At 63.1% G+C, this 17,691-nt stretch carries 19 protein-coding genes and 1 pseudogene; 8 read left to right on the top strand and 12 right to left on the bottom strand.

Annotated features, from left to right (window positions below):
* Positions 1-608 precede the first annotated feature (608 nt).
* Positions 609-1,376 carry an SDR family oxidoreductase gene (locus IAE38_RS22285; RefSeq protein WP_028631811.1) on the top strand — a complete coding sequence of 256 codons (768 nt, stop codon included), beginning with the start codon at positions 609-611 and terminating at the stop codon, positions 1,374-1,376.
* 11 nt (positions 1,377-1,387) lie between these two features.
* Here the strand turns inward: IAE38_RS22285 and IAE38_RS22290 are convergent, their stop codons facing one another.
* The 3 genes and pseudogenes from IAE38_RS22290 to IAE38_RS22300 form a co-directional block, all read right to left on the bottom strand.
* Positions 1,388-2,485 carry an AGE family epimerase/isomerase gene (locus IAE38_RS22290; RefSeq protein ID WP_201219320.1) on the bottom strand — a complete coding sequence of 366 codons (1,098 nt, stop codon included), beginning with the start codon at positions 2,483-2,485 and terminating at the stop codon, positions 1,388-1,390.
* Between the two features lie 88 nt (positions 2,486-2,573).
* On the bottom strand, positions 2,574-3,206 hold the full coding sequence (locus tag IAE38_RS22295; protein WP_028631809.1) for a TetR family transcriptional regulator: 633 nt from the start codon (positions 3,204-3,206) through the stop codon (positions 2,574-2,576).
* Positions 3,207-3,344: 138 nt separating this feature from the next.
* A pseudogene (locus IAE38_RS22300) lies at positions 3,345-3,599 on the bottom strand (phage infection protein); the annotation flags it as partial.
* Between IAE38_RS22300 and IAE38_RS24120 the strand changes: the two are divergent.
* Positions 3,598-3,729 (top strand): hypothetical protein, encoded by a 132-nt coding sequence (locus tag IAE38_RS24120; RefSeq protein WP_256217453.1) that lies wholly within the window; start codon positions 3,598-3,600, stop codon positions 3,727-3,729. The pseudogene IAE38_RS22300 and the gene IAE38_RS24120 overlap by 2 nt on opposite strands.
* A gap of 140 nt (positions 3,730-3,869) precedes the next feature.
* Entirely contained in the window at positions 3,870-5,936 is a 2,067-nt protein-coding gene (locus tag IAE38_RS22305; protein ID WP_201219322.1) for an AsmA family protein, read from the top strand.
* 98 nt (positions 5,937-6,034) lie between these two features.
* Here the strand turns inward: IAE38_RS22305 and IAE38_RS22310 are convergent, their stop codons facing one another.
* Both IAE38_RS22310 and osmE read right to left on the bottom strand, forming a co-directional pair.
* On the bottom strand, positions 6,035-6,565 hold the full coding sequence (locus tag IAE38_RS22310) for a ferritin-like domain-containing protein (protein WP_201219324.1): 531 nt from the start codon (positions 6,563-6,565) through the stop codon (positions 6,035-6,037).
* Between the two features lie 48 nt (positions 6,566-6,613).
* Complete coding sequence (osmE, locus tag IAE38_RS22315) at positions 6,614-6,955, bottom strand: osmotically-inducible lipoprotein OsmE (protein WP_028631806.1); 342 nt, start codon at positions 6,953-6,955, stop codon at positions 6,614-6,616.
* Positions 6,956-7,131: 176 nt separating this feature from the next.
* Between osmE and IAE38_RS22320 the strand changes: the two genes are divergently transcribed.
* Positions 7,132-7,419 (top strand): PsiF family protein, encoded by a 288-nt coding sequence (locus tag IAE38_RS22320; RefSeq protein WP_028631805.1) that lies wholly within the window; start codon positions 7,132-7,134, stop codon positions 7,417-7,419.
* A gap of 71 nt (positions 7,420-7,490) precedes the next feature.
* Positions 7,491-8,498, top strand: a complete 1,008-nt coding sequence (locus IAE38_RS22325; RefSeq protein ID WP_028631804.1) for an AI-2E family transporter — start codon at positions 7,491-7,493, stop codon at positions 8,496-8,498.
* Positions 8,499-8,531: 33 nt separating this feature from the next.
* Here IAE38_RS22325 and IAE38_RS22330 read toward each other — a convergent pair whose 3' ends face one another.
* Complete coding sequence (locus IAE38_RS22330) at positions 8,532-9,803, bottom strand: Hsp70 family protein (RefSeq protein ID WP_201219326.1); 1,272 nt, start codon at positions 9,801-9,803, stop codon at positions 8,532-8,534.
* A 163-nt stretch (positions 9,804-9,966) separates the two neighbouring features.
* Between IAE38_RS22330 and cbpA the strand changes: the two genes are divergently transcribed.
* Both cbpA and IAE38_RS22340 read left to right on the top strand, forming a co-directional pair.
* Complete coding sequence (gene cbpA, locus IAE38_RS22335; protein ID WP_028631802.1) at positions 9,967-10,926, top strand: curved DNA-binding protein; 960 nt, start codon at positions 9,967-9,969, stop codon at positions 10,924-10,926.
* Between the two features lie 2 nt (positions 10,927-10,928).
* Positions 10,929-11,234 (top strand): chaperone modulator CbpM, encoded by a 306-nt coding sequence (locus IAE38_RS22340; protein ID WP_201165496.1) that lies wholly within the window; start codon positions 10,929-10,931, stop codon positions 11,232-11,234.
* On the opposite strand, the gene IAE38_RS22345 is transcribed toward IAE38_RS22340, so the two are convergent.
* The 6 genes from IAE38_RS22345 to urtA form a co-directional block, all read right to left on the bottom strand.
* Positions 11,221-11,742, bottom strand: coding sequence for a GNAT family N-acetyltransferase (locus tag IAE38_RS22345; protein ID WP_201219328.1), 522 nt, complete (start codon positions 11,740-11,742; stop codon positions 11,221-11,223). The two genes, IAE38_RS22340 and IAE38_RS22345, sit on opposite strands and share 14 nt — an antisense overlap.
* 31 nt (positions 11,743-11,773) lie before the next feature.
* Complete coding sequence (urtE, locus tag IAE38_RS22350; RefSeq protein WP_060480671.1) at positions 11,774-12,472, bottom strand: urea ABC transporter ATP-binding subunit UrtE; 699 nt, start codon at positions 12,470-12,472, stop codon at positions 11,774-11,776.
* A gap of 67 nt (positions 12,473-12,539) precedes the next feature.
* Positions 12,540-13,397: an urea ABC transporter ATP-binding protein UrtD gene (urtD, locus tag IAE38_RS22355; protein ID WP_201219330.1), complete on the bottom strand. Its 858-nt coding sequence runs from the start codon at positions 13,395-13,397 to the stop codon at positions 12,540-12,542.
* On the bottom strand, positions 13,394-14,473 hold the full coding sequence (urtC, locus tag IAE38_RS22360; RefSeq protein WP_201219332.1) for an urea ABC transporter permease subunit UrtC: 1,080 nt from the start codon (positions 14,471-14,473) through the stop codon (positions 13,394-13,396). The genes urtD and urtC overlap by 4 nt, the downstream gene beginning before the upstream one ends.
* Entirely contained in the window at positions 14,473-15,960 is a 1,488-nt protein-coding gene (urtB, locus tag IAE38_RS22365) for an urea ABC transporter permease subunit UrtB (RefSeq protein ID WP_201219334.1), read from the bottom strand. Before urtB ends, urtC begins: the two co-directional genes overlap by 1 nt.
* Positions 15,961-16,087: 127 nt before the next feature.
* Complete coding sequence (gene urtA, locus IAE38_RS22370) at positions 16,088-17,353, bottom strand: urea ABC transporter substrate-binding protein (RefSeq protein WP_028631795.1); 1,266 nt, start codon at positions 17,351-17,353, stop codon at positions 16,088-16,090.
* Positions 17,354-17,496: 143 nt separating this feature from the next.
* Between urtA and IAE38_RS24025 the strand changes: the two genes are divergently transcribed.
* Positions 17,497-17,691: hypothetical protein (locus IAE38_RS24025; protein WP_236404335.1), on the top strand; the 195-nt coding region annotated here is incomplete at its 3' end.

The raw sequence follows: 17,691 nt of genomic DNA on the forward strand, positions 1-17,691 counted from the left end.
TGAGATCGAGCGCCGCCCGCGCGGCGCATCGCGAGCTGCGCTCGCTCCTACAGTGTGGACAACCTGTCGCACCCCATTTGCCATGATGCCTTTTATCCCGCCAGCATCACCGTTTTCCACAGGCCGAAGGTTGTCCACGGATAATGTGCAACCGCCTGTGGAAAACATGGTGGCATGTTCACCTAAGCCACATAACACGTGGCCTACAGAGCTTTGATCGTTTTTTGATCAATGGCCTGCTGTGGATGGATTTCTGTGTGTTTTCAACGCCCTGTGCGGATTTGAGGATTGTTGCAAAGGCTGTGGGTAAGTCTGTGCAAAAACCTTGGACAGAGTGCTGTAGGCGGCATGGCTGAAAGCCTTGGGCCATCACCCATGGATCGATCGCGGACCGTACAAGGCTGAACGGGTTCCGCTCAGGGCAGAAGTTGCCCCCATTCAGTGGGGAAAGGCTTGTGGATAACGTGCGCATAGCTGGCTCTAGCCCGCTAATGGCAAGGGTTTGCGGCATATGAACAAAAAATGACCAGCTGCACCACGTCTTGCTGAGTGTGCGTGGCGCGGGCATGCTGCACCCCTGCCCACACTCCTACCGTGAGGAACACTGCATGACATCCACCGTCTTCATCACTGGCGCCACCTCCGGCTTTGGCGAGGCCACTGCCCGACGTTTTGCCGAGGCAGGCTGGAAACTGGTGCTGACGGGCCGGCGCAAGGACCGCCTTGATGCGCTGTGCGCCGAACTGTCCGCCAAGACCGAGGTGCATGGCCTGGTACTGGACGTGCGTGACCGCAAAGCCATGGAGCAGGCCATCGCCAACCTGCCGGCAGGCTTCGACAAGCTGCAGGGCCTGGTCAACAACGCGGGCCTGGCGTTGGGTGTGGATGCGGCGCAAAACTGCAGCCTGGACGACTGGGAGACCATGGTCGACACCAACATCAAAGGCCTGATGTTCACCACACGCCTGCTGCTGCCACGCCTGATCGCGCACGGCCGTGGGGCGTCGATCCTTAACGTGGGGTCGGTGGCAGGTAACTACCCATACCCTGGCAGCAACGTGTATGGCGGCACCAAGGCGTTTGTCGGGCAGTTTTCCCTAAGCCTGCGCTGTGACCTGCGCGGCACCGGCGTGCGGGTGAGCAATATCGAGCCCGGGCTGTGCGAGAGCGAGTTCTCGCTGGTGCGCTTTGCTGGGGACCAGGCGAAATACGATGCCACCTACGCCGGCGCCGAGCCCATTCAGCCCCAGGACATTGCCGAGACCATCTTCTGGATTCTCAACCAGCCTGCGCACATCAATATCAACAGCCTGGAACTGATGCCGGTGAGCCAGGACTGGGCTGGGTTCGCCATCGACCGTTCTGCCAAGGGCTGACTGCGAAGGGCTTAGGCCAAGCTTTGCAGGCCTTCCAGGCAGGTTGCCAGGTGGTAGGGGGTGGTAGACGGCATGTCATGCCGGCTTACTGCCCCCTCGCCGTCCCGGCATTCATACCAGCCGCCGGCATGCAGAAACTGCCGTTCCATCGCCTCTAGCTGGGCAGGGAGCATGGCCTGGCTACCAGGCCGCAGGGCCAAGGCCCGCAGGTATTCAGCCTGTGCCCAGATGCGCTGGGTAGCGTCCAGTACATTGCCGTGCACATCTAGCGTGGCCAGCACCGCAGCCCCTTTTACCCCGAACCGCTCGGCAAAGCCGAAGGCCCGGTCGATGGAAGCGTGCAGGGGCGTGTCGCGCAGCAGGGGCGAGGTGTGCAGCAGGTAGAACCACTCGAACTGATGCCCCGGCTCGAACCAGTTATCCACAGCACCGCGTGGCTTTTCCAGCATCAGGCCGTGACCCGGTTCGATGAAGTGCGCTTCGAGGGCATCGCACAGCTGCAGCAGCGCCTGGCGAACGGGGTGGTCGTCACGCACTGCCAGCACGTTGAGGAACGCTTCGGCCAGGTGCATCTGCGGGTTCTGCAGCGGGCCGCTGCCCAGGTCGGCCCAGTCTTCACCCAGGCAGGCTTCGTACAGGCCATCGTCACGGGCGAACTGCTGGGCAATGATATCGAGCGCGGCGTTCAGGGTGGATTCGATGAGGCTCTGTTTGACCTGGCCCCAATAGTGCGCGCAGGCGAACACGATGAAGGCGTGGGTGTACAGGTCCTTGCGCCGATCAAGCGGCTTGCCCTGGGCGTCGATGCTGTAGAACCAGCCGCCGTGCTCAGCATCGTGGAAGTGCTTTTGCAGCGAGCGGAACAGCGCCGCCGCCCGTTCGGCAGCACCGGGCTCGCCGATGCGGCTGCTGAAAAGGTACAACTGACGTGCACAGGCCATGGCCCGGTAGCGTTGAACCGGCAACGGACGACGGTTGGCATCCAGCGCCTCAAACGGCAAGGCCAGGTCGGCGTTCCAGCCTGGCCCCTGCCACAGCGGCACGATGCATTCGGCGAAGTGTTGGCTGAAACGGGCCAGGGCGGGCAGGGAAGAAGAGGGGTGAGACATGTTCGCGCTCGTCGCTGTCAGGCAGGGCGCCATGGTAGCAGAAGTAGGGTGTGCAGTTGCCTGTGCAGGCCTCACCCCAGGTCACCCGTCAACCCGGATTGCCAAGCCCTTGCCAATGGCGAGCGCCCACGAAAATGAAGCGCAACTGCTGGGTGATCTTTTCCTGGGCCGTGAGTGCTTGTGGATAACCCGGCCCCGGGCTGTCGATCAGCTCGGGCAGGGTCGCGAACACGGTTTTCACCACCAGGTCAGCCATTACCGCCAGCGCCGCACCGTCAAGATGCTGCCAGCGCTTCATGCGGGCCAGGTCAGTGGCCAGGTCGTCGCTGATGTTCTGGCGCAGGCAGGCGATGGCCTGGCGTACGGCCTGGGAGCCACCATACTGCTCGCGGGCCAGAAACAGAAACTGCGCGCGGTGGGCGGCGACCACATCCAGGAAGATACGCACCGAGGCGTCGGTGATGCCGCCCAGTTCGAATTCGTTTTGCCGCACCAGGCGGATGGTCTGGCGGAAGGTATTGTCGACCTCGGCCACCAAGGCCAGGCCCAGGGCATCCATATCGGAAAAGTGCCGGTAGAAACCGGTGGGCACAATGCCCGCCGTCTTGGCCACTTCACGCAGGCTGATACTGCCGAACCCGCGGCCACTCTCCATGAGCAGGCAGGCGGCATCCAGCAGGGCCTGGCGGGTTTGCAGCTTCTGTTCGGCGCGCGGCAACATGATGCGGGCTTCTTTGACGGTGAGGCTGGGCACTCTAGTTAAAAAAACGAAGCCCGGTCAATGGACCGGGCCAAGGGGGAGCGGAGCATGTGACAGCGTTTGCGCTTGTCAGCCATGGGGTCAGCTCACGCGACGGGTTTCGATCAGGCGATCGGAGCCGCCTTCGGCGACGCGGCCCTGTTGCTCGATCAGGCGATCCGAGCCGCCCTCGGCGACGCGGCCCTGTTGTTCGATCAGGCGATCCGAGCCGCCTTCAGCTACGGTCTTTAAAGCCTGCACGTGTTCGACAGTGCTGGCGCGTGACTCAGCTGTCAGGTGCTGTTCGGTGGCCGGCAGCGCAAAGGCATTGGCTGCAAGTACGGACAAAGCCAGGGTCAGGAGATGGCGTTTCATGATCGGGTGCTCCTCTTGGGGGCTGGAAAGTGGGTACGAAGCCAATGCTACGCCGCGTACCTCCAGAGAGAAGTTCATCCTGGTAATGGTAAACATCGACCGTATCGATAGCGTGTTCCAAGGTGTCTAGCTGGCGGCTTTGCGAGCGGTAGAGGGAAATTCTTGGCTATGATGGCGTCATCGATAAAACCCTGAGGGGTTTCGTCAGTCCCACATAAACCAGCATCAGCGCTGTATCTGTTTACGCCATAGCGCATGGAGACCCACGCAATGACGCGTCCCGCCAGAATCACCCTCTGGACCCTGCTCACGCTGCTGACCCTGCTGGCGATCCTGGTGGTAGTGATCGCCACGTTCGACTGGAACCGGGTCAAGCCGCTGATCAACGAGAAAGTGTCCGAAGCCCTGCATCGGCCGTTCGCCATCAATGGCAACCTCGCCGTGCACTGGCGCACCGAGCCTGAGGAAGGCGGCTGGCGTGCCTGGGTACCTTGGCCGCGTTTCGTTGCCGAGGACCTTACCCTGGGCAACCCGGATTGGCTGAAGACGCCGCAGATGGTCGGCCTTGAGCGCGTCGAGTTTCGCCTGGCCCCGCTGCCGCTGCTGGCGCAGCGCATCAGCATCCCGCGCATCGACCTGACCAAGCCTACCGCCAGCCTTACCCGGCTGGCCGATGGCCGCGCCAACTGGACGTTCGACTTCGGCCCTAAGGATGAAAACGAAACGCCCTCCAAGTGGCAGCTGGACATTGGCGCGATCGGCTTCGACCAGGGCAACGTCAGCTTCGACGACCAGACCCTGAAGGCCCGCATGAAGGTGCAGATCGACCCGCTGGGCAAGCCTATCCCGTTCAGCGAGATCGTTGGCAAGGCCGCTGCCGAGAAGGCCGGGGCAGCCCAGGACTATGCCTTCGGCCTGAAAGCCGAGGGCCGTTACAAAGACCAGCCAGTATCTGGCACGGGCAAGATCGGCGGGTTGCTGGCGCTGCAGGACGCCAACCAGCCATTCCCGCTGCAGGCCGACGTGCGGATTGCCGATACCCATGTGGTGCTTGCCGGCACCCTGACCGACCCCCGCAACCTCGGCGCACTGGACCTGCGCCTGAGGCTGTCGGGTGCCAGCCTGGGCAACCTCTACCCGCTGACCGGTGTGACCCTGCCGGATACCCCTGCCTATTCCACCGATGGCCGCCTGAAGGCAAACCTGCATGCCGCGCAAGGCGCCACGTTCGAGTATCAAGGCTTCAACGGCAAGATCGGTGACAGCGACATCCATGGTGACCTGGCCTTCGTCGGCAGCAAGCCGCGGCCCAAGCTGTCGGGCAAGCTGGTGTCCAACCAGTTGCTGTTCAAGGACCTGGCGCCGCTGATCGGGGCCGACTCCAACGCTGAGCAAAAAGCCCGTGGTGGCGCCAGCAAGCAGCCCACCGACAAAGTGCTGCCGGTGGAGGAGTTCCGCACTGAACGCTGGCGCGCCATGGATGCCGATGTCACCTTTGCTGGCAAGCGCATCGTGCACAGCGAGCAGTTGCCATTCACCGACCTCTCGGCCCACGTGATCCTGGACGATGGCCTGCTGCGCCTGGAACCGCTGCGCTTTGGCGTAGCGGGCGGCAACCTGGCTTCGAGGATTCGCCTGGATGGCCGCAATGTGCCGTTGCAGGGCCGCGCCCAGCTGACGGCGCGTGGCTTCAAGCTCAAGCAGCTGTTCCCCACCTTTGCGCCCATGCAGAGCAGTTTCGGCGAACTGAACGGTGACGCTGACATCAGCGGCCGCGGTAATTCCGTGGCGGCATTGCTGGGTACGGCCAACGGCGACTTGCGCATGCTCGTCAACGATGGTGCCATCAGCCGTAGCCTCATGGAAATCGCAGGCTTGAACGTGGGCAATTACATCGTCGACAAGCTGTTCGGTGACGAAGATGTGAAGATCAACTGCGCCGCTGCCGATGTGGGCATCAAGGATGGCCTGGCCAGTACGCGGCTCTTCATCTTCGATACCGAGAACGCGATCATCTACATCAACGGCACGGCCAATTTCGCCAACGAGCACTTGGACCTCAAGGTTACGCCGGAGTCCAAGGGCCTGCGGCTGTTCTCCCTGCGTTCGCCGTTGTACGTACGCGGCAAGTTCGCCAAGCCCAGCGCGGGCGTACAGGCCGTGCCCCTGGCACTGCGTGGCGCAGGCATGGTAGCGCTGGGTGTGGTTGCAGGGCCTGCCGCAGGCCTGCTGGCCCTGATCGCACCCAGCAGCGGCGATGACCCCAACCAGTGCACCCCGTTGTTGCAGCAAATGAAGGAAGGCAAGGCACCGGCAGCCGTGAAAGGGCGCCGGTAAACGCGAGCACGGATCGCGATCTGCTCGCCCCGGTGCATAGCTTCAAAGCCAAAAAAAGAGGCCGCTAATGCGGCCTCTTTCGGTTCCAGCAGCTCCTGTCACAGGCCATCGAGCAGGTCCGACATATCGTCGGCGTGCTCTTCTTCCTGCGCCAGAATGTCTTCGAAGATGCGACGGGTAGTCGGATCCTTGTCACCGATGTACTGGATGATCTCGCGGTAGCTGTCGATGGCGATACGCTCGGCCACCAGGTCTTCCAGGACCATCTCTTTCAGGGTTTTGCCCGCCACATACTGAGCGTGAGAGTTCTTGCTCAGGTTGTCCGGGTTGAAGTCCGGCTCGCCGCCCAGCTGGACGATACGCTCGGCCAGCTTGTCAGCGTGTTCGGCTTCCTGGTTGGCATGTTCCAGGAACTCTTCGGCTGCCACGCTGGCCTTGACGCCAGAGGCCATGAAGTAGTGGCGCTTGTAGCGCAGCACGCAGACCAGTTCGGTTGCCAGCGACTCGTTCAGCAGGGTGATGATGCGTTCGCGGTCGGCGCTGTAGCCTTCCGTCACCGCACCATTTTCCACGTGCTCACGGGCGCGTTTGCGAAGGGTCTGTACGTCGGTCATTTCAGTCGAGCTCATGTCTATCTCCGAAAATATCAAGGTAGTCGTGGAGTGATCCCGGAAGGCTTACGCGCCTGGCACGGCGTCGCGGTCTTCTTCACGTTGTTTGCAGGTTTTGAAGCCTTTTGCATCCACATGGCCGGTGGCATCGAAGCGCACGTAGTACGGTTGCTGGTGGCCATCACGGTTGAGGATGTAGTCGTTGCAGGTGCCGCCGTTAGGCAGGTCGATGACATTGGACGGGCTGCCGCCGATGGCGATGACCTTCTGCATGGTCATGCCGTGCTCGACCTGCTTGACCAGCGGCTCTTCACGATAGGTCACGTAGTCCACCGGGTTTTCCGGGCGGCTGCCACAGGCGGCCAGGGTGGCGCTGGCCAATAGAATCGCCAGGGTCTGCTTGATCATCGTCCCGCTCCTTGCACAAAAGGGTATGTGCAAGTTTTGAACCTCGCGCAGCGCCAGGAGTTCGATCGCGCTAGCCAATTGCCTGCAAGTGGGCAGGCAGGGGGAGCCGTTGGCATTTCTTGGCTACACTCACTGCGTCGACCGTGCATCGGGCGCGGGGCCCAGGAGATCACGTCATGAAATGGCTACACGTTCCGTTTTTGATGGTGGCAGTGCTGTTCAGCGCCCAAGGTTTCGCGGCCAACACCGCCCAGCAGGAAAAAATGAAAACCTGCAACGCCGACGCCAGCGCCAAGTCGTTGAAGGGTGATGAGCGCAAGGCGTACATGAGCACGTGCCTGAAGAAGCAGGCACCGCAGACCCAGCAGGAAAAAATGAAGACCTGCAACGCCGACGCCACGGCCAAGACGCTCAAGGGTGATGCGCGCAAGGCCTACATGAGCGACTGCCTGAAGAAGAAATGACCTGCGCCTATGCGTGCAGGCATAACGCTGGCAGACTGCGGATCTTCTTCGCTGTCTGCCGTTGAGGCTGTATGACCTTCACCCCCCGCCAAGTCACCCTGGCCAGTTGGATCATCGTATTTGCCGGTTTGCTGCTGGCGTTGCCATTGAAGTTGCTGCCCAGCCTGTTGGCGGGCCTGTTGGTATTCGAGCTGGTCAACATGCTTACCCCGCGCCTGCAGCCGTTGATGGCCGGGCAGCGGGCACGCTGGCTGGCGGTGGCGCTGCTGAGCACGTTGGTGGTGACCACCCTGACCCTGCTGATTGCCGGTGCTTTCAGCTTCTTGCTGCACGAAGCGGAAAACCCAGGCGCCTCGCTGGACAAGTTCATGGCGCTGGTAGAACGCGCCCGGGGCCAGTTGCCGCCGTTCATCGAAGGCTACCTGCCGGCCAGTGCGGCAGAGTTCAAGGTGGCCATCGGGGACTGGATCAAGAGCCACCTCAGCGACTTGCAGCTGGTCGGCAAGGGCATGGCGCACATGTTCGTGACGCTGCTGATCGGCATGATCCTGGGCGCCATCGTGGCGTTGCAGCGCATCCCTGACATTTCCCGGCGCAAGCCTTTGGCTGCGGCGTTGTTCGAGCGCCTGAGCTTGCTGGTACAGGCGTTTCGCAACATTGTATTTGCGCAGATCAAGATCTCGCTGCTCAACACAGCGTTTACCGGCATCTTCCTGGCAGTGGTGTTGCCGCTGTTCGGCGTGCACCTGCCGCTGACCAAGACGCTGATCGTACTGACCTTCCTGCTGGGCCTGCTGCCGGTGATCGGCAACCTGATGTCCAACACCCTCATCACCATCGTCGGGTTGTCGTTGTCGATCTGGGTAGCCGCCGCTGCGCTGGTGTACCTGATCGTCATCCACAAGGTGGAGTACTTCCTCAATGCGAAGATCGTCGGAGGGCAGATCAGGGCCAAGGCCTGGGAACTGCTGCTGGCAATGCTGGTGTTCGAAGCGGCGTTCGGCCTGCCCGGCGTGGTGGCCGGGCCGGTGTATTACGCCTACCTGAAAAGCGAGCTGCGCCGCGCTGAACTGGTGTAGGCGGGTGCCTGGGGCGCATGAGGCCCCGCGGGCTCAGGCAGCGCCGTAGCGCTTGCGGGCCTCGATGGCCAGGCCGCTGCCGATGCTGCCGAAGATGTTGCCTTCCACATGCTGCGCATTGGGCAGCATGGCCGCCACGCTGTTGCGCAGCGCAGGTATGCCACTGGAGCCCCCGGTGAAGAACACCGTGTCGACCTGCGTTTCGCTCACGCCGGCCTTGGCCAGCAGCTCGGTCACGCTTCCACGCACACGTTCCAGCAGCCCCTCGATGGCGCTTTCGAACAGTACTCGCGACAGGTCTACGCCCAGGTCCCGCTCGATACGGCCAAGGTCCACGCGGCGGCTTTGCTGTTCGGTCAGCTCGATCTTGCTGGCTTCGACTTCCATGGCCAGCCAGTGCCCGGCGCGTTCCTCGATCAGCTTGAACAGGCGGTCCACGCCCAGGGTGTCTTCGATGTCGTAGCGCATGCTGCCCAGGGCCAACTGCGACTTCTGCGAGTACAGGGCGTTGATGGTGTGCCAGGTCGCCAGGTTCAGGTGGTAGCTGGTGGGCATCAGCGCGCCGCTCTTCATGCGGCTGCCGTAGCCGAACAGGGGCATCACGCCCTGCAGGCTCAGTTGCTTGTCAAAGTCGGTGCCGCCAATGTGCACGCCGCCAGTGGCCAGAATGTCGTTTTGCCGTTCGGCCACGTTGTGGCGCTGCGGGGACAGGCGGATGAGCGTGAAGTCGGAGGTACCGCCGCCGATGTCGACGATCAGCACCAGCTCTTCGCGGCTGATGCCAGACTCATAGTCGAAGGCTGCGGCGATGGGTTCGTACTGGAACGACACCTCCTTGAAGCCGAGCTTGCGCGCCACCTCGGCCAGGGTGTCTTCGGCCTCCTGGTCGGCTGCTGGGTCTTCGTCGACGAAAAACACCGGCCGGCCCAGCACCACCTGGCCGAACTCGCGGCCGGCCTCGGCCTCGGCGCGCTTTTTCAGCTCGCCGATGAACATGCCCAGCAGGTCCTTGAAGGGCAGTGCGCTGCCCAGCACGCTGGTGTCGTGCTTGATCAGCTTGGAGCCCAGCAGGCTCTTGAGCGAGCGCATCAGGCGGCCTTCGTAGCCTTCCAGGTATTCGTGCAACGCCAGGCGGCCGTAAACCGGGCGGCGCTCTTCCATATTGAAGAACACCACGGACGGCAAGGTGATCTTGCCGTCTTCCAGGGCAATCAGCGATTCCCGGCCAGGGCGGTGCCAGCCAACCGTGGAATTGGAGGTGCCAAAGTCGATGCCCAGGGCGCGGGCCGGGGTTACGTCGGACATGGGAATGAGCTTCCGGAGGTAAAACGGCCGCGCAGTTTATGCCAGTTGGCTGGAGAATCAAGGCCGGTCGTCTGCCATGGCGCAACCCCAAGCGGGTCTTGAAAGGCTATGCTTGACCCCTATCTTCTGTAGCAATACGCACATTCACATTGGTGATCCCCAGATGGACTTCAAAGACTACTACAAGATACTTGGCGTAGAGCCCACCGCGGACGACAAGGCGATCAAGGCCGCGTATCGCAAGCTGGCCCGCAAGTATCACCCTGACGTCAGCAAGGAGCGCGACGCCGAGGACAAATTCAAGGAGGCCAACGAGGCCTACGAGGTGCTGGGCGACGCCCAGAAGCGCGCCGAATTCGACGAGATCCGCAAGTACGGTGGCCAGCACGGTCGACCGTTCCAGGCGCCGCCCGGCTGGGAAGGCCGTGGCGCGGGTGGTGGCGGCGGCTTCGAAGGGGGCGATTTTTCCGATTTTTTCAGCTCGATGTTCGGTGGCCGGGGTGGCAACCCCTTCGGCGGCGCCCGGCAACAGCAGCGCAGTGCCGGCAGGCGGGGGCAGGACGTGGAGCTTGAACTGGCAGTATTCCTTGAAGAAACACTGAGCAAAGAGTCCAAGCAGATCAGCTTCCAGGTGCCGCAGACCAACGCCATGGGGCAACGCACCGGGTTCACCACCAAAACCCTGAACGTCAAGATTCCTGCGGGGGTTACCGACGGCGAGCGCATCCGCCTGAAGGGCCAGGGTGCACCTGGCAGTGGTGGCGGCGCCAACGGCGACCTGTTCCTGACCATTCGCATGGCGCCGCACCCGCTGTTCGATGTGGAAGGGCACGACCTGATCATCACCGTGCCGCTGGCACCGTGGGAAGCCGCCCTGGGCACCAAGGTGGCGGTGCCTACCCTGGAAGGCAAGATCAACCTCACCATCCGCCCCGACAGCCAGAGCGGCCAGCGCCTGCGCGTGCCGGGCAAGGGCCTGGCCGACAAACAAGGCCAGCGTGGCAACCTGTATGCGCAGCTCAAGGTGGTCATGCCGGCCACTTCCGACGAGTCAACCCGTGAACTGTGGGCCAAGCTTTCCGAAAAGGCCGCGTTCAACCCGAGGGCACAATGGAGTAAGTGATCATGAGCAGCACCCTGATCGTTCAACTGGACATGCGTACCTTGTGTCAGGAGGCCGATGTCACGGCCGACTGCGTGATCGAGATCGTCGAACACGGCATTGTGGAACCGTCCGGGCGCACGCCCGAGGACTGGCTGTTCGACGATCAGGCGCCGTTGCTGGCCAGGCGCGCCGTCAAGCTGCACCACGAGCTGGAGCTGGAGTGGGAGGGTGTGGCACTGGCGCTGGAGTTGCTGCAGGAGGTGCAGCAACTGCGCAGCGAGAACACCATGTTGCGCCAGCGCCTGGGCAGGTTCACGCAGATGTAGGCGCCGCCCCGGGGTTCAACAGCAACTGCATGAAGGTGAGGTCCAGCCAACGGCCGAACTTAACCCCAACCTGCGGCATGTGCCCGGTGGTCACGAAGCCCAGCCTTTCGTGCAGGCGCACCGAGGCTGCGTTGCCGCTCTCGATGGCGGCCACCATCACATGCTTGCCGCCGCTGCGGGCCCGTTCTACCAGCAGGGTCATCAGCGCAGGCCCCAGGCCCTTGCCGCGCTGGTCGCTGCGCACGTACACCGAGTGTTCCACCGTGTTGCGAAACCCTTCGAACGGGCGCCAGTCGCCAAACGACGCATAGCCGAGCACGCCGGTTTCGTCCATCGCCACCAGGATGGGGTAGCCCTGTTGCGCGCGTGCCGCGAACCAGGCCTGGCGGTTAACCAGGTCTACAGGTGTTTCGTTCCAGATCGCCGTGGTGTTGCGCACCGCGTCGTTGTAGATGTCGAGAATGCCCGGCACATCGCTGAGCAGGGCATCGCGTAGTTGGTAACTCATGACAGCGTCTCGCAAAGGGGTTGCGTGCAGGTTAAATGGTTACCAGCCCGCGTACACCCTCGGCCGGCATGTTTTCGCCACGGCCACGCTGGATGATCTCGCCCCGGGCCATGACCAGGTACTGGTCGGCCAGTGCTTCGGCAAAGTCGTAGAACTGCTCCACCAGCAAAATTGCCATGTCGCCGCGCTGGGCCAGGCGGCGGATCACGGCGCCTATCTCCTTGATCACCGACGGCTGGATACCTTCGGTAGGCTCGTCGAGGATCAGCAGCCGTGGCCGGCTGGCCAGGGCGCGCCCGATGGCCAGCTGTTGCTGCTGGCCTCCGGACAGGTCGCCGCCACGTCGCTGTTTCATCTGCTCGAGTACCGGGAACAGCTCGTAGATGAAGGCTGGCACTTCGCGAGCTTCACGGGCAGGGAACCGCGACAGGCCCATCAACAGGTTTTCCTCCACGGTCAGGCGCGGGAAGATTTCGCGGCCCTGGGGCACGTAGGCGATGCCGGCCTGTACCCGTTGCTGGGGCTTGAGCGTGGTGATTGGTTTGCCCTCCCACTGCACGCTGCCTTCGCGGGCCGGTACCAGGCCCATCAGGCAGCGCAGCAGGGTGGTCTTGCCCACCCCGTTACGCCCCAGAAGGCAAGTCACTTCGCCCACTTTGGCTTCGAAGCTCAGGCCCCTGAGGATGTGGCTGCCGCCGTAGTACTGGTGCAGGCTGTCGATCTTGAGCATGTGAATATTCCCGGAAACGTTGCAGTGCCTGCACCGGCCCGCGAGGGGCCAGCCCAGGTTTCAATCCCTAACGGCCTAGATACACCTCGACCACCCGCTCATCCGCCTGCACCTGTTCCAGCGACCCCTGCGCCAGCACACTGCCTTGATGCAACACCGTCACGTGGTCAGCGATGCTGCCGACAAACCCCATGTCGTGCTCCACCACCATCAGCGAATGCTTGTCAGCCAGGCCTTTGAACAGTTCGGCGGTGAACTCGGTCTCGGCGTCGGTCATGCCGGCCACCGGCTCATCCAGCAACAGCAGCTGTGGCTCCTGCACCAGCAGCATGCCAATCTCCAGAAACTGCTTCTGCCCGTGGGACAGCAAGCCGGCCTGGCGCCCGGCCAGCGGCAGCAGCCGCAAGGTGGTGAGGACCTGCTCGATACGTTCACGCTGCTCACCGTTCAGCCTTGCGGCCAGGCTGGCCCATACCGATTTGTCGGCTTTGAGCGCCAGCTCCAGGTTTTCGAACACCGTCAGTGCCTCGAACACCGTAGGCTTCTGGAACTTGCGGCCGATGCCGGCCTGGGCGATCTGGTATTCGCTCATACGGGTCAGGTCGAGGGTGTCGCCAAAGTAGGCGGTCCCGGTATCGGGGCGGGTCTTGCCCGTGATCACGTCCATCAGGGTGGTCTTGCCGGCGCCGTTCGGGCCGATGATGCAGCGCAGCTCACCTACGCCGATGTAAAGGTTCAGGGCATTCAGCGCCTTGAAGCCATCGAAGCTAACGCTGACGTCCTCCAGGCTCAGCACTGTGCCGTGGCGGGTGTCCAGGCCGGCTTTGCGGCTGTGGCCGAGGCCAATGGCTTCGCGGCCGGCGCCAAGCTGGTCGAAGACGGGTTCGAGCATGAATTCCGGGTGAACCGGCGGCACGCCTCTCATGGCTGGCTCCTTTTCTTCAGCAGCCCGACCACCCCTTTGGGCAGGTACAGGGTCACCAGGATGAACAGCGCGCCCAGGAAGAACAGCCAGAACTCCGGGAAGGCCACGGTGAACCAGCTCTTCATGCCATTGACCAGGCCGGCACCGAGCAGCGGGCCAATCAATGTGCCGCGCCCGCCCAGGGCGACCCACACGGCGGCTTCGATGGAGTTGGTGGGCGACATCTCGCTGGGGTTGATGATGCCCACCTGCGGCACGTACAAGGCGCCTGCCAAACCGCACAGCACAGCGCTGAGCACCCACACCAGCAGCTTGAACCCGCGTGGGTCGTAGCCGCAGAACATCATGCGGTTCTCGGCATCGCGCACGGCGGTGAGCAAACGCCCGAACTTGCTGCGGGTCAGCCGCCAGCACAGGTACAGGCTGGCCAGTAGCAGCCCCACGGTGAGCAGGAACAGCACCGCACGGGTGCCGGGCGCGGCAATGTCGAAGCCCAGGATGGACCGGAAGCTGGTGAAGCCGTTGTTGCCGCCAAAACCGGTCTCGTTGCGAAAGAACAGCAACATGCCGGCAAAGGTCAGGGCCTGGGTCATGATCGAGAAGTACACGCCCTTGATGCGCGAGCGGAATGCAAACCAGCCAAACGCCAGCGCCAGCAGCCCGGGCGCCAGCACGACCAGGCACAGGGCCCAGGCAAAGTGCTGGGTGCCGGCCCAGTACCACGGCAGCTCGGTCCACGACAGGAAGGTCATGAACCCGGGCAGCCCGTCACCGGCAGCCTGGCGCATCAGGTACATGCCCATGGCGTAGCCGCCCAAGGCAAAGAACAGGCCGTGGCCCAGGGACAGCAACCCGGCGTAGCCCCACACCAGGTCCAGAGCCAGGGCGACGATGGCGTAGCAGAGGATCTTGCCCACCAGGGTCAGCGTGTAGGCCGAGACGTGCAGGGCATGTTCTGCCGGCAGCAGTGACAGCAGCGGCAGTGCTACCAGCACCAGTGTGGCGGCGCAGCCGGCGGCCAGCGACAGGCGTGGCCCGGCTTTTTGCGCAGCGGTGACAAGCAGTGGCTGGTTCATCAGTCGATTACCCGTCCCTTGAGGGCGAACAGGCCTTGCGGGCGTTTCTGGATGAACAGAATGATCAACGCAAGGATGAGGATCTTGCCGAGTACCGCGCCTATCTGCGGTTCCAGCAGCTTGTTGGCGATGCCTAGGCCGAAGGCCGCCCAGAGGCTGCCGGCCAGCTGGCCGACACCGCCCAGCACCACCACCAGGAAGGAGTCGATGATGTAGCTCTGGCCAAGGTCCGGGCCCACGTTGCCGACCTGGCTGAGGGCAACGCCACCCAGCCCGGCGATGCCCGAGCCCAGGCCGAAGGCCAGCATGTCTATGCGCCCGGTGGGCACCCCGCAGCAGGCGGCCATGTTGCGGTTCTGGGTGACCGCTCGCACGTTCAGGCCTAGCCGCGTGCGGTTGAGCAGCAGCCAGGTAAGCAGCACCACTGCCAGGGCGAAGACGATGATCACCAGGCGGTTGTAGGGCAGTACCAGGTTGGGCAGCAGCTGGATGCCACCGGACAACCAGCCCGGGTTGCTGACTTCGACGTTCTGCGCCCCGAACAGCAGCCGGATGGCCTGGATCAGCATCAGGCTGATGCCCCAGGTGGCCAGCAGTGTTTCCAGTGGGCGGCCATACAGGTGGCGGATGACCGTGCGCTCCAGGGCCATGCCCACCCCGGCACTGACCGCGAACGCCACCGGCAGGGCAATCAGCGGGTAGAACTCGATGGCGCCCGGGGCGTAGCGCTGCACCAGCACCTGCACCATGTAGGTGCTGTAGGCGCCGAGCATCAGCATCTCGCCATGGGCCATGTTGATGACCCCCAGCAGGCCAAAGGTAATGGCCAGGCCCAGGGCGGCCAGCAGCAGGATCGAACCGAGCGACAGGCCGCTGAACGCCTGGCCCAGCAGTTCACCCATCAGGAGCTTGCGCTTGACCTGGGCCAGGCTGGTTTCGGCGGCGGTGCGCACTGCCGGGTCGGCTTCAGCCTCCGGTTGCAGCAAGGCTTCCAGGCGGGTGCGGGCCATGGGGTCGCCCGTTTCGCCCAGCAGGCGCACGGCGGCCAGGCGTACCCCAGGCTCGCTGGCGCCCAGTTGCAGATTGGCCAGGGCCAGGCCGAGCGCGGCGTGCACGGCAGGGTCGGGGTCGTTGGCATAGCGCCGGTCCAGCCAGGCCATCTGCGCCGGCTGAGCGCTTTTTTGCAGTTGCCTGGCCGCTGCCAGGCGGGTTTCGCTGTTGTCACTGAGCAGCTGATGGCTGGCCAGTGCATTGTCGATCAGCCCGCGCAAGCGGTTGTTCAGGCGTACTTTGCGGGTATCGTCCTGGGCGATGCGGCCCTGGCGCAGGTTTTCCAGCAGGCCCAGGCGCGCAGGGTCGGGTTGTGCGGCCCAGCTTTCGAGCAGGCGGGCCTGCTCGGCGGGCTTGGCGGCAAAAAAGAATTCGCCCTCACTAGCTTCGGCAGCCAGGGGCAGGAGCAGCAAGAGGATGAGGAGGTATCTGAGCATCTGGGCCATCCTGGAAATCGGTGTTGGAGTCATCGCGGGCAAGCCCGCGCTCACGTCGGCATTGAAGGGTTTGAAACCAGTGCTGTCTCTGTGGGCGCGGGTTGCCTGCGATTGGGGCCGCAGTGCCTCAGTTACTCTTCACCGCATAATCCGGCCGCTTGTCGTTGCCTGGAATGAAGGGGCTCCAAGGCTGCGCGCGCAGGGGTTGCTCGGTCTCCCACACCACGCTGAACTGGCCGTCGTCCTGGATCTCGCCGATCATCACCGGCTTGTGCAGGTGGTGGTTGGTCTTGTCCATGGTCAGGGTGAAGCCTGACGGTGCCTGGAACGTCTGGCCGGCCAGTGCTTCACGTACCTTGTCCACATCAGTGGACTTGGCTTTCTCCACCGCCTGGGCCCACATGTGGATGCCCACGTAGGTGGCTTCCATGGGGTCGTTGGTCACGGCCTTGTCGGCGCCGGGCAGTTTCTTGGCCTTGGCGTAGGCTTTCCAGTCGGCAACGAACTTCTGGTTGACCGGGTTATCCACCGACTCGAAGTAGTTCCAGGCCGCCAGGTGGCCTACCAGTGGCTTGGTGTCGATGCCGCGCAGTTCTTCTTCACCTACCGAGAACGCCACCACCGGCACATCGGTTGCCTTCAGGCCCTGGTTGGCCAGCTCCTTGTAGAACGGTACGTTGGAGTCGCCGTTGACGGTGGAGATGACCGCGGTCTTGCCGCCTGCGGAGAATTTCTTGATGTTGGCGACGATGGTCTGGTAATCGCTGTGGCCGAACGGGGTGTATACCTCCTCGATGTCCTTGTCGGCCACGCCCTTGCTGTGCAGGAAGGCGCGCAGGATCTTGTTGGTGGTGCGCGGGTAGACGTAGTCGGTGCCCAGCAGGTAGAAGCGCTTGGCGCTGCCGCCGTCCTCGCTCATCAGGTACTCCACGGCCGGGATGGCCTGCTGGTTGGGCGCCGCGCCGGTGTAGAACACGTTGGGCGACATTTCTTCACCCTCGTACTGCACCGGGTAGAACAGCAGGCCATTGAGCTCTTCGAATACCGGCAGCACGGATTTACGCGATACCGAAGTCCAGCAGCCGAACACCACGGCCACTTTGTCCTGGGTCAGCAGCTGGCGGCTCTTCTCGGCGAACAGGGGCCAGTTGGAGGCCGGGTCTACCACCACGGGCTCCAGCATCTTGCCGTTGACGCCGCCCTTGGCGTTGATCTCGTCGATGGTCATCAGCGCCATGTCTTTGAGCGACGTTTCGGAGATGGCCATGGTGCCGGACAGCGAATGGAGAATGCCGACCTTGATGGTTTCGGCGGCCTGGATGGTCCAGCTCAGGCCCATGGCGGCGATCGATGCGCTGAGGGTAAAGGCCTTGATCAAACTGCGACGCTTCATGTGCTCTCTCCGCTGCGTTTTTTTTGAGTGTTGGGTAAGCGGGGAGTGGGGTTGCAAGGGGTGTGCCTAGTGGTGGAGCGGGGCTAGCGCGGGTCACAGCGCATTATTTGGGCAGGCTGACGTAACAGACTGGTGCGTGGTCGATGCGCCTGCACGTTCTTGGTGCTGGCCTGTCGATTTGTATTCGAAGTGATGAATCGAGATCGCTTGATCTGCTTCTTTGGCAACAGCCAATCTCACTGAAGTACGCCACTGCTTTTGCTTTTGCTTCTAAGCGCGCGATAGCTCAGGCAACACAGATTGCGACTTCAGGAGGCCGAGCGGAGGGCTTGCGGAGG

The sequence above is a fragment of the Pseudomonas sp. S32 genome (genome assembly GCF_016648095.1).
Lineage (GTDB): Bacteria > Pseudomonadota > Gammaproteobacteria > Pseudomonadales > Pseudomonadaceae > Aquipseudomonas > Aquipseudomonas parafulva.

Bases quoted from the DNA above. Each gene is read 5' to 3' on its own strand.
- osmE (WP_028631806.1), bottom strand. From the start codon at position 6,955: ATGATCAAGCAGACCCTGGCGATTCTATTGGCCAGCGCCACCCTGGCC.
- IAE38_RS22310 (WP_201219324.1), bottom strand. From the start codon at position 6,565: ATGAGCTCGACTGAAATGACCGACGTACAGACCCTTCGCAAACGCGCC.
- IAE38_RS22340 (WP_201165496.1), top strand. From the start codon at position 10,929: ATGAGCAGCACCCTGATCGTTCAACTGGACATGCGTACCTTGTGTCAG.
- IAE38_RS22345 (WP_201219328.1), bottom strand. From the start codon at position 11,742: ATGAGTTACCAACTACGCGATGCCCTGCTCAGCGATGTGCCGGGCATT.
- urtE (WP_060480671.1), bottom strand. From the start codon at position 12,472: ATGCTCAAGATCGACAGCCTGCACCAGTACTACGGCGGCAGCCACATC.
- IAE38_RS24120 (WP_256217453.1), top strand. From the start codon at position 3,598: ATGATCGGGTGCTCCTCTTGGGGGCTGGAAAGTGGGTACGAAGCCAAT.
- IAE38_RS22290 (WP_201219320.1), bottom strand. From the start codon at position 2,485: ATGTCTCACCCCTCTTCTTCCCTGCCCGCCCTGGCCCGTTTCAGCCAA.
- urtB (WP_201219334.1), bottom strand. From the start codon at position 15,960: ATGCTCAGATACCTCCTCATCCTCTTGCTGCTCCTGCCCCTGGCTGCC.
- urtA (WP_028631795.1), bottom strand. From the start codon at position 17,353: ATGAAGCGTCGCAGTTTGATCAAGGCCTTTACCCTCAGCGCATCGATC.
- IAE38_RS22295 (WP_028631809.1), bottom strand. From the start codon at position 3,206: ATGTTGCCGCGCGCCGAACAGAAGCTGCAAACCCGCCAGGCCCTGCTG.
- cbpA (WP_028631802.1), top strand. From the start codon at position 9,967: ATGGACTTCAAAGACTACTACAAGATACTTGGCGTAGAGCCCACCGCG.
- IAE38_RS22320 (WP_028631805.1), top strand. From the start codon at position 7,132: ATGAAATGGCTACACGTTCCGTTTTTGATGGTGGCAGTGCTGTTCAGC.
- urtD (WP_201219330.1), bottom strand. From the start codon at position 13,397: ATGAGAGGCGTGCCGCCGGTTCACCCGGAATTCATGCTCGAACCCGTC.
- IAE38_RS22305 (WP_201219322.1), top strand. From the start codon at position 3,870: ATGACGCGTCCCGCCAGAATCACCCTCTGGACCCTGCTCACGCTGCTG.
- urtC (WP_201219332.1), bottom strand. From the start codon at position 14,473: ATGAACCAGCCACTGCTTGTCACCGCTGCGCAAAAAGCCGGGCCACGC.
- IAE38_RS22330 (WP_201219326.1), bottom strand. From the start codon at position 9,803: ATGTCCGACGTAACCCCGGCCCGCGCCCTGGGCATCGACTTTGGCACC.
- IAE38_RS22325 (WP_028631804.1), top strand. From the start codon at position 7,491: ATGACCTTCACCCCCCGCCAAGTCACCCTGGCCAGTTGGATCATCGTA.
- IAE38_RS22285 (WP_028631811.1), top strand. From the start codon at position 609: ATGACATCCACCGTCTTCATCACTGGCGCCACCTCCGGCTTTGGCGAG.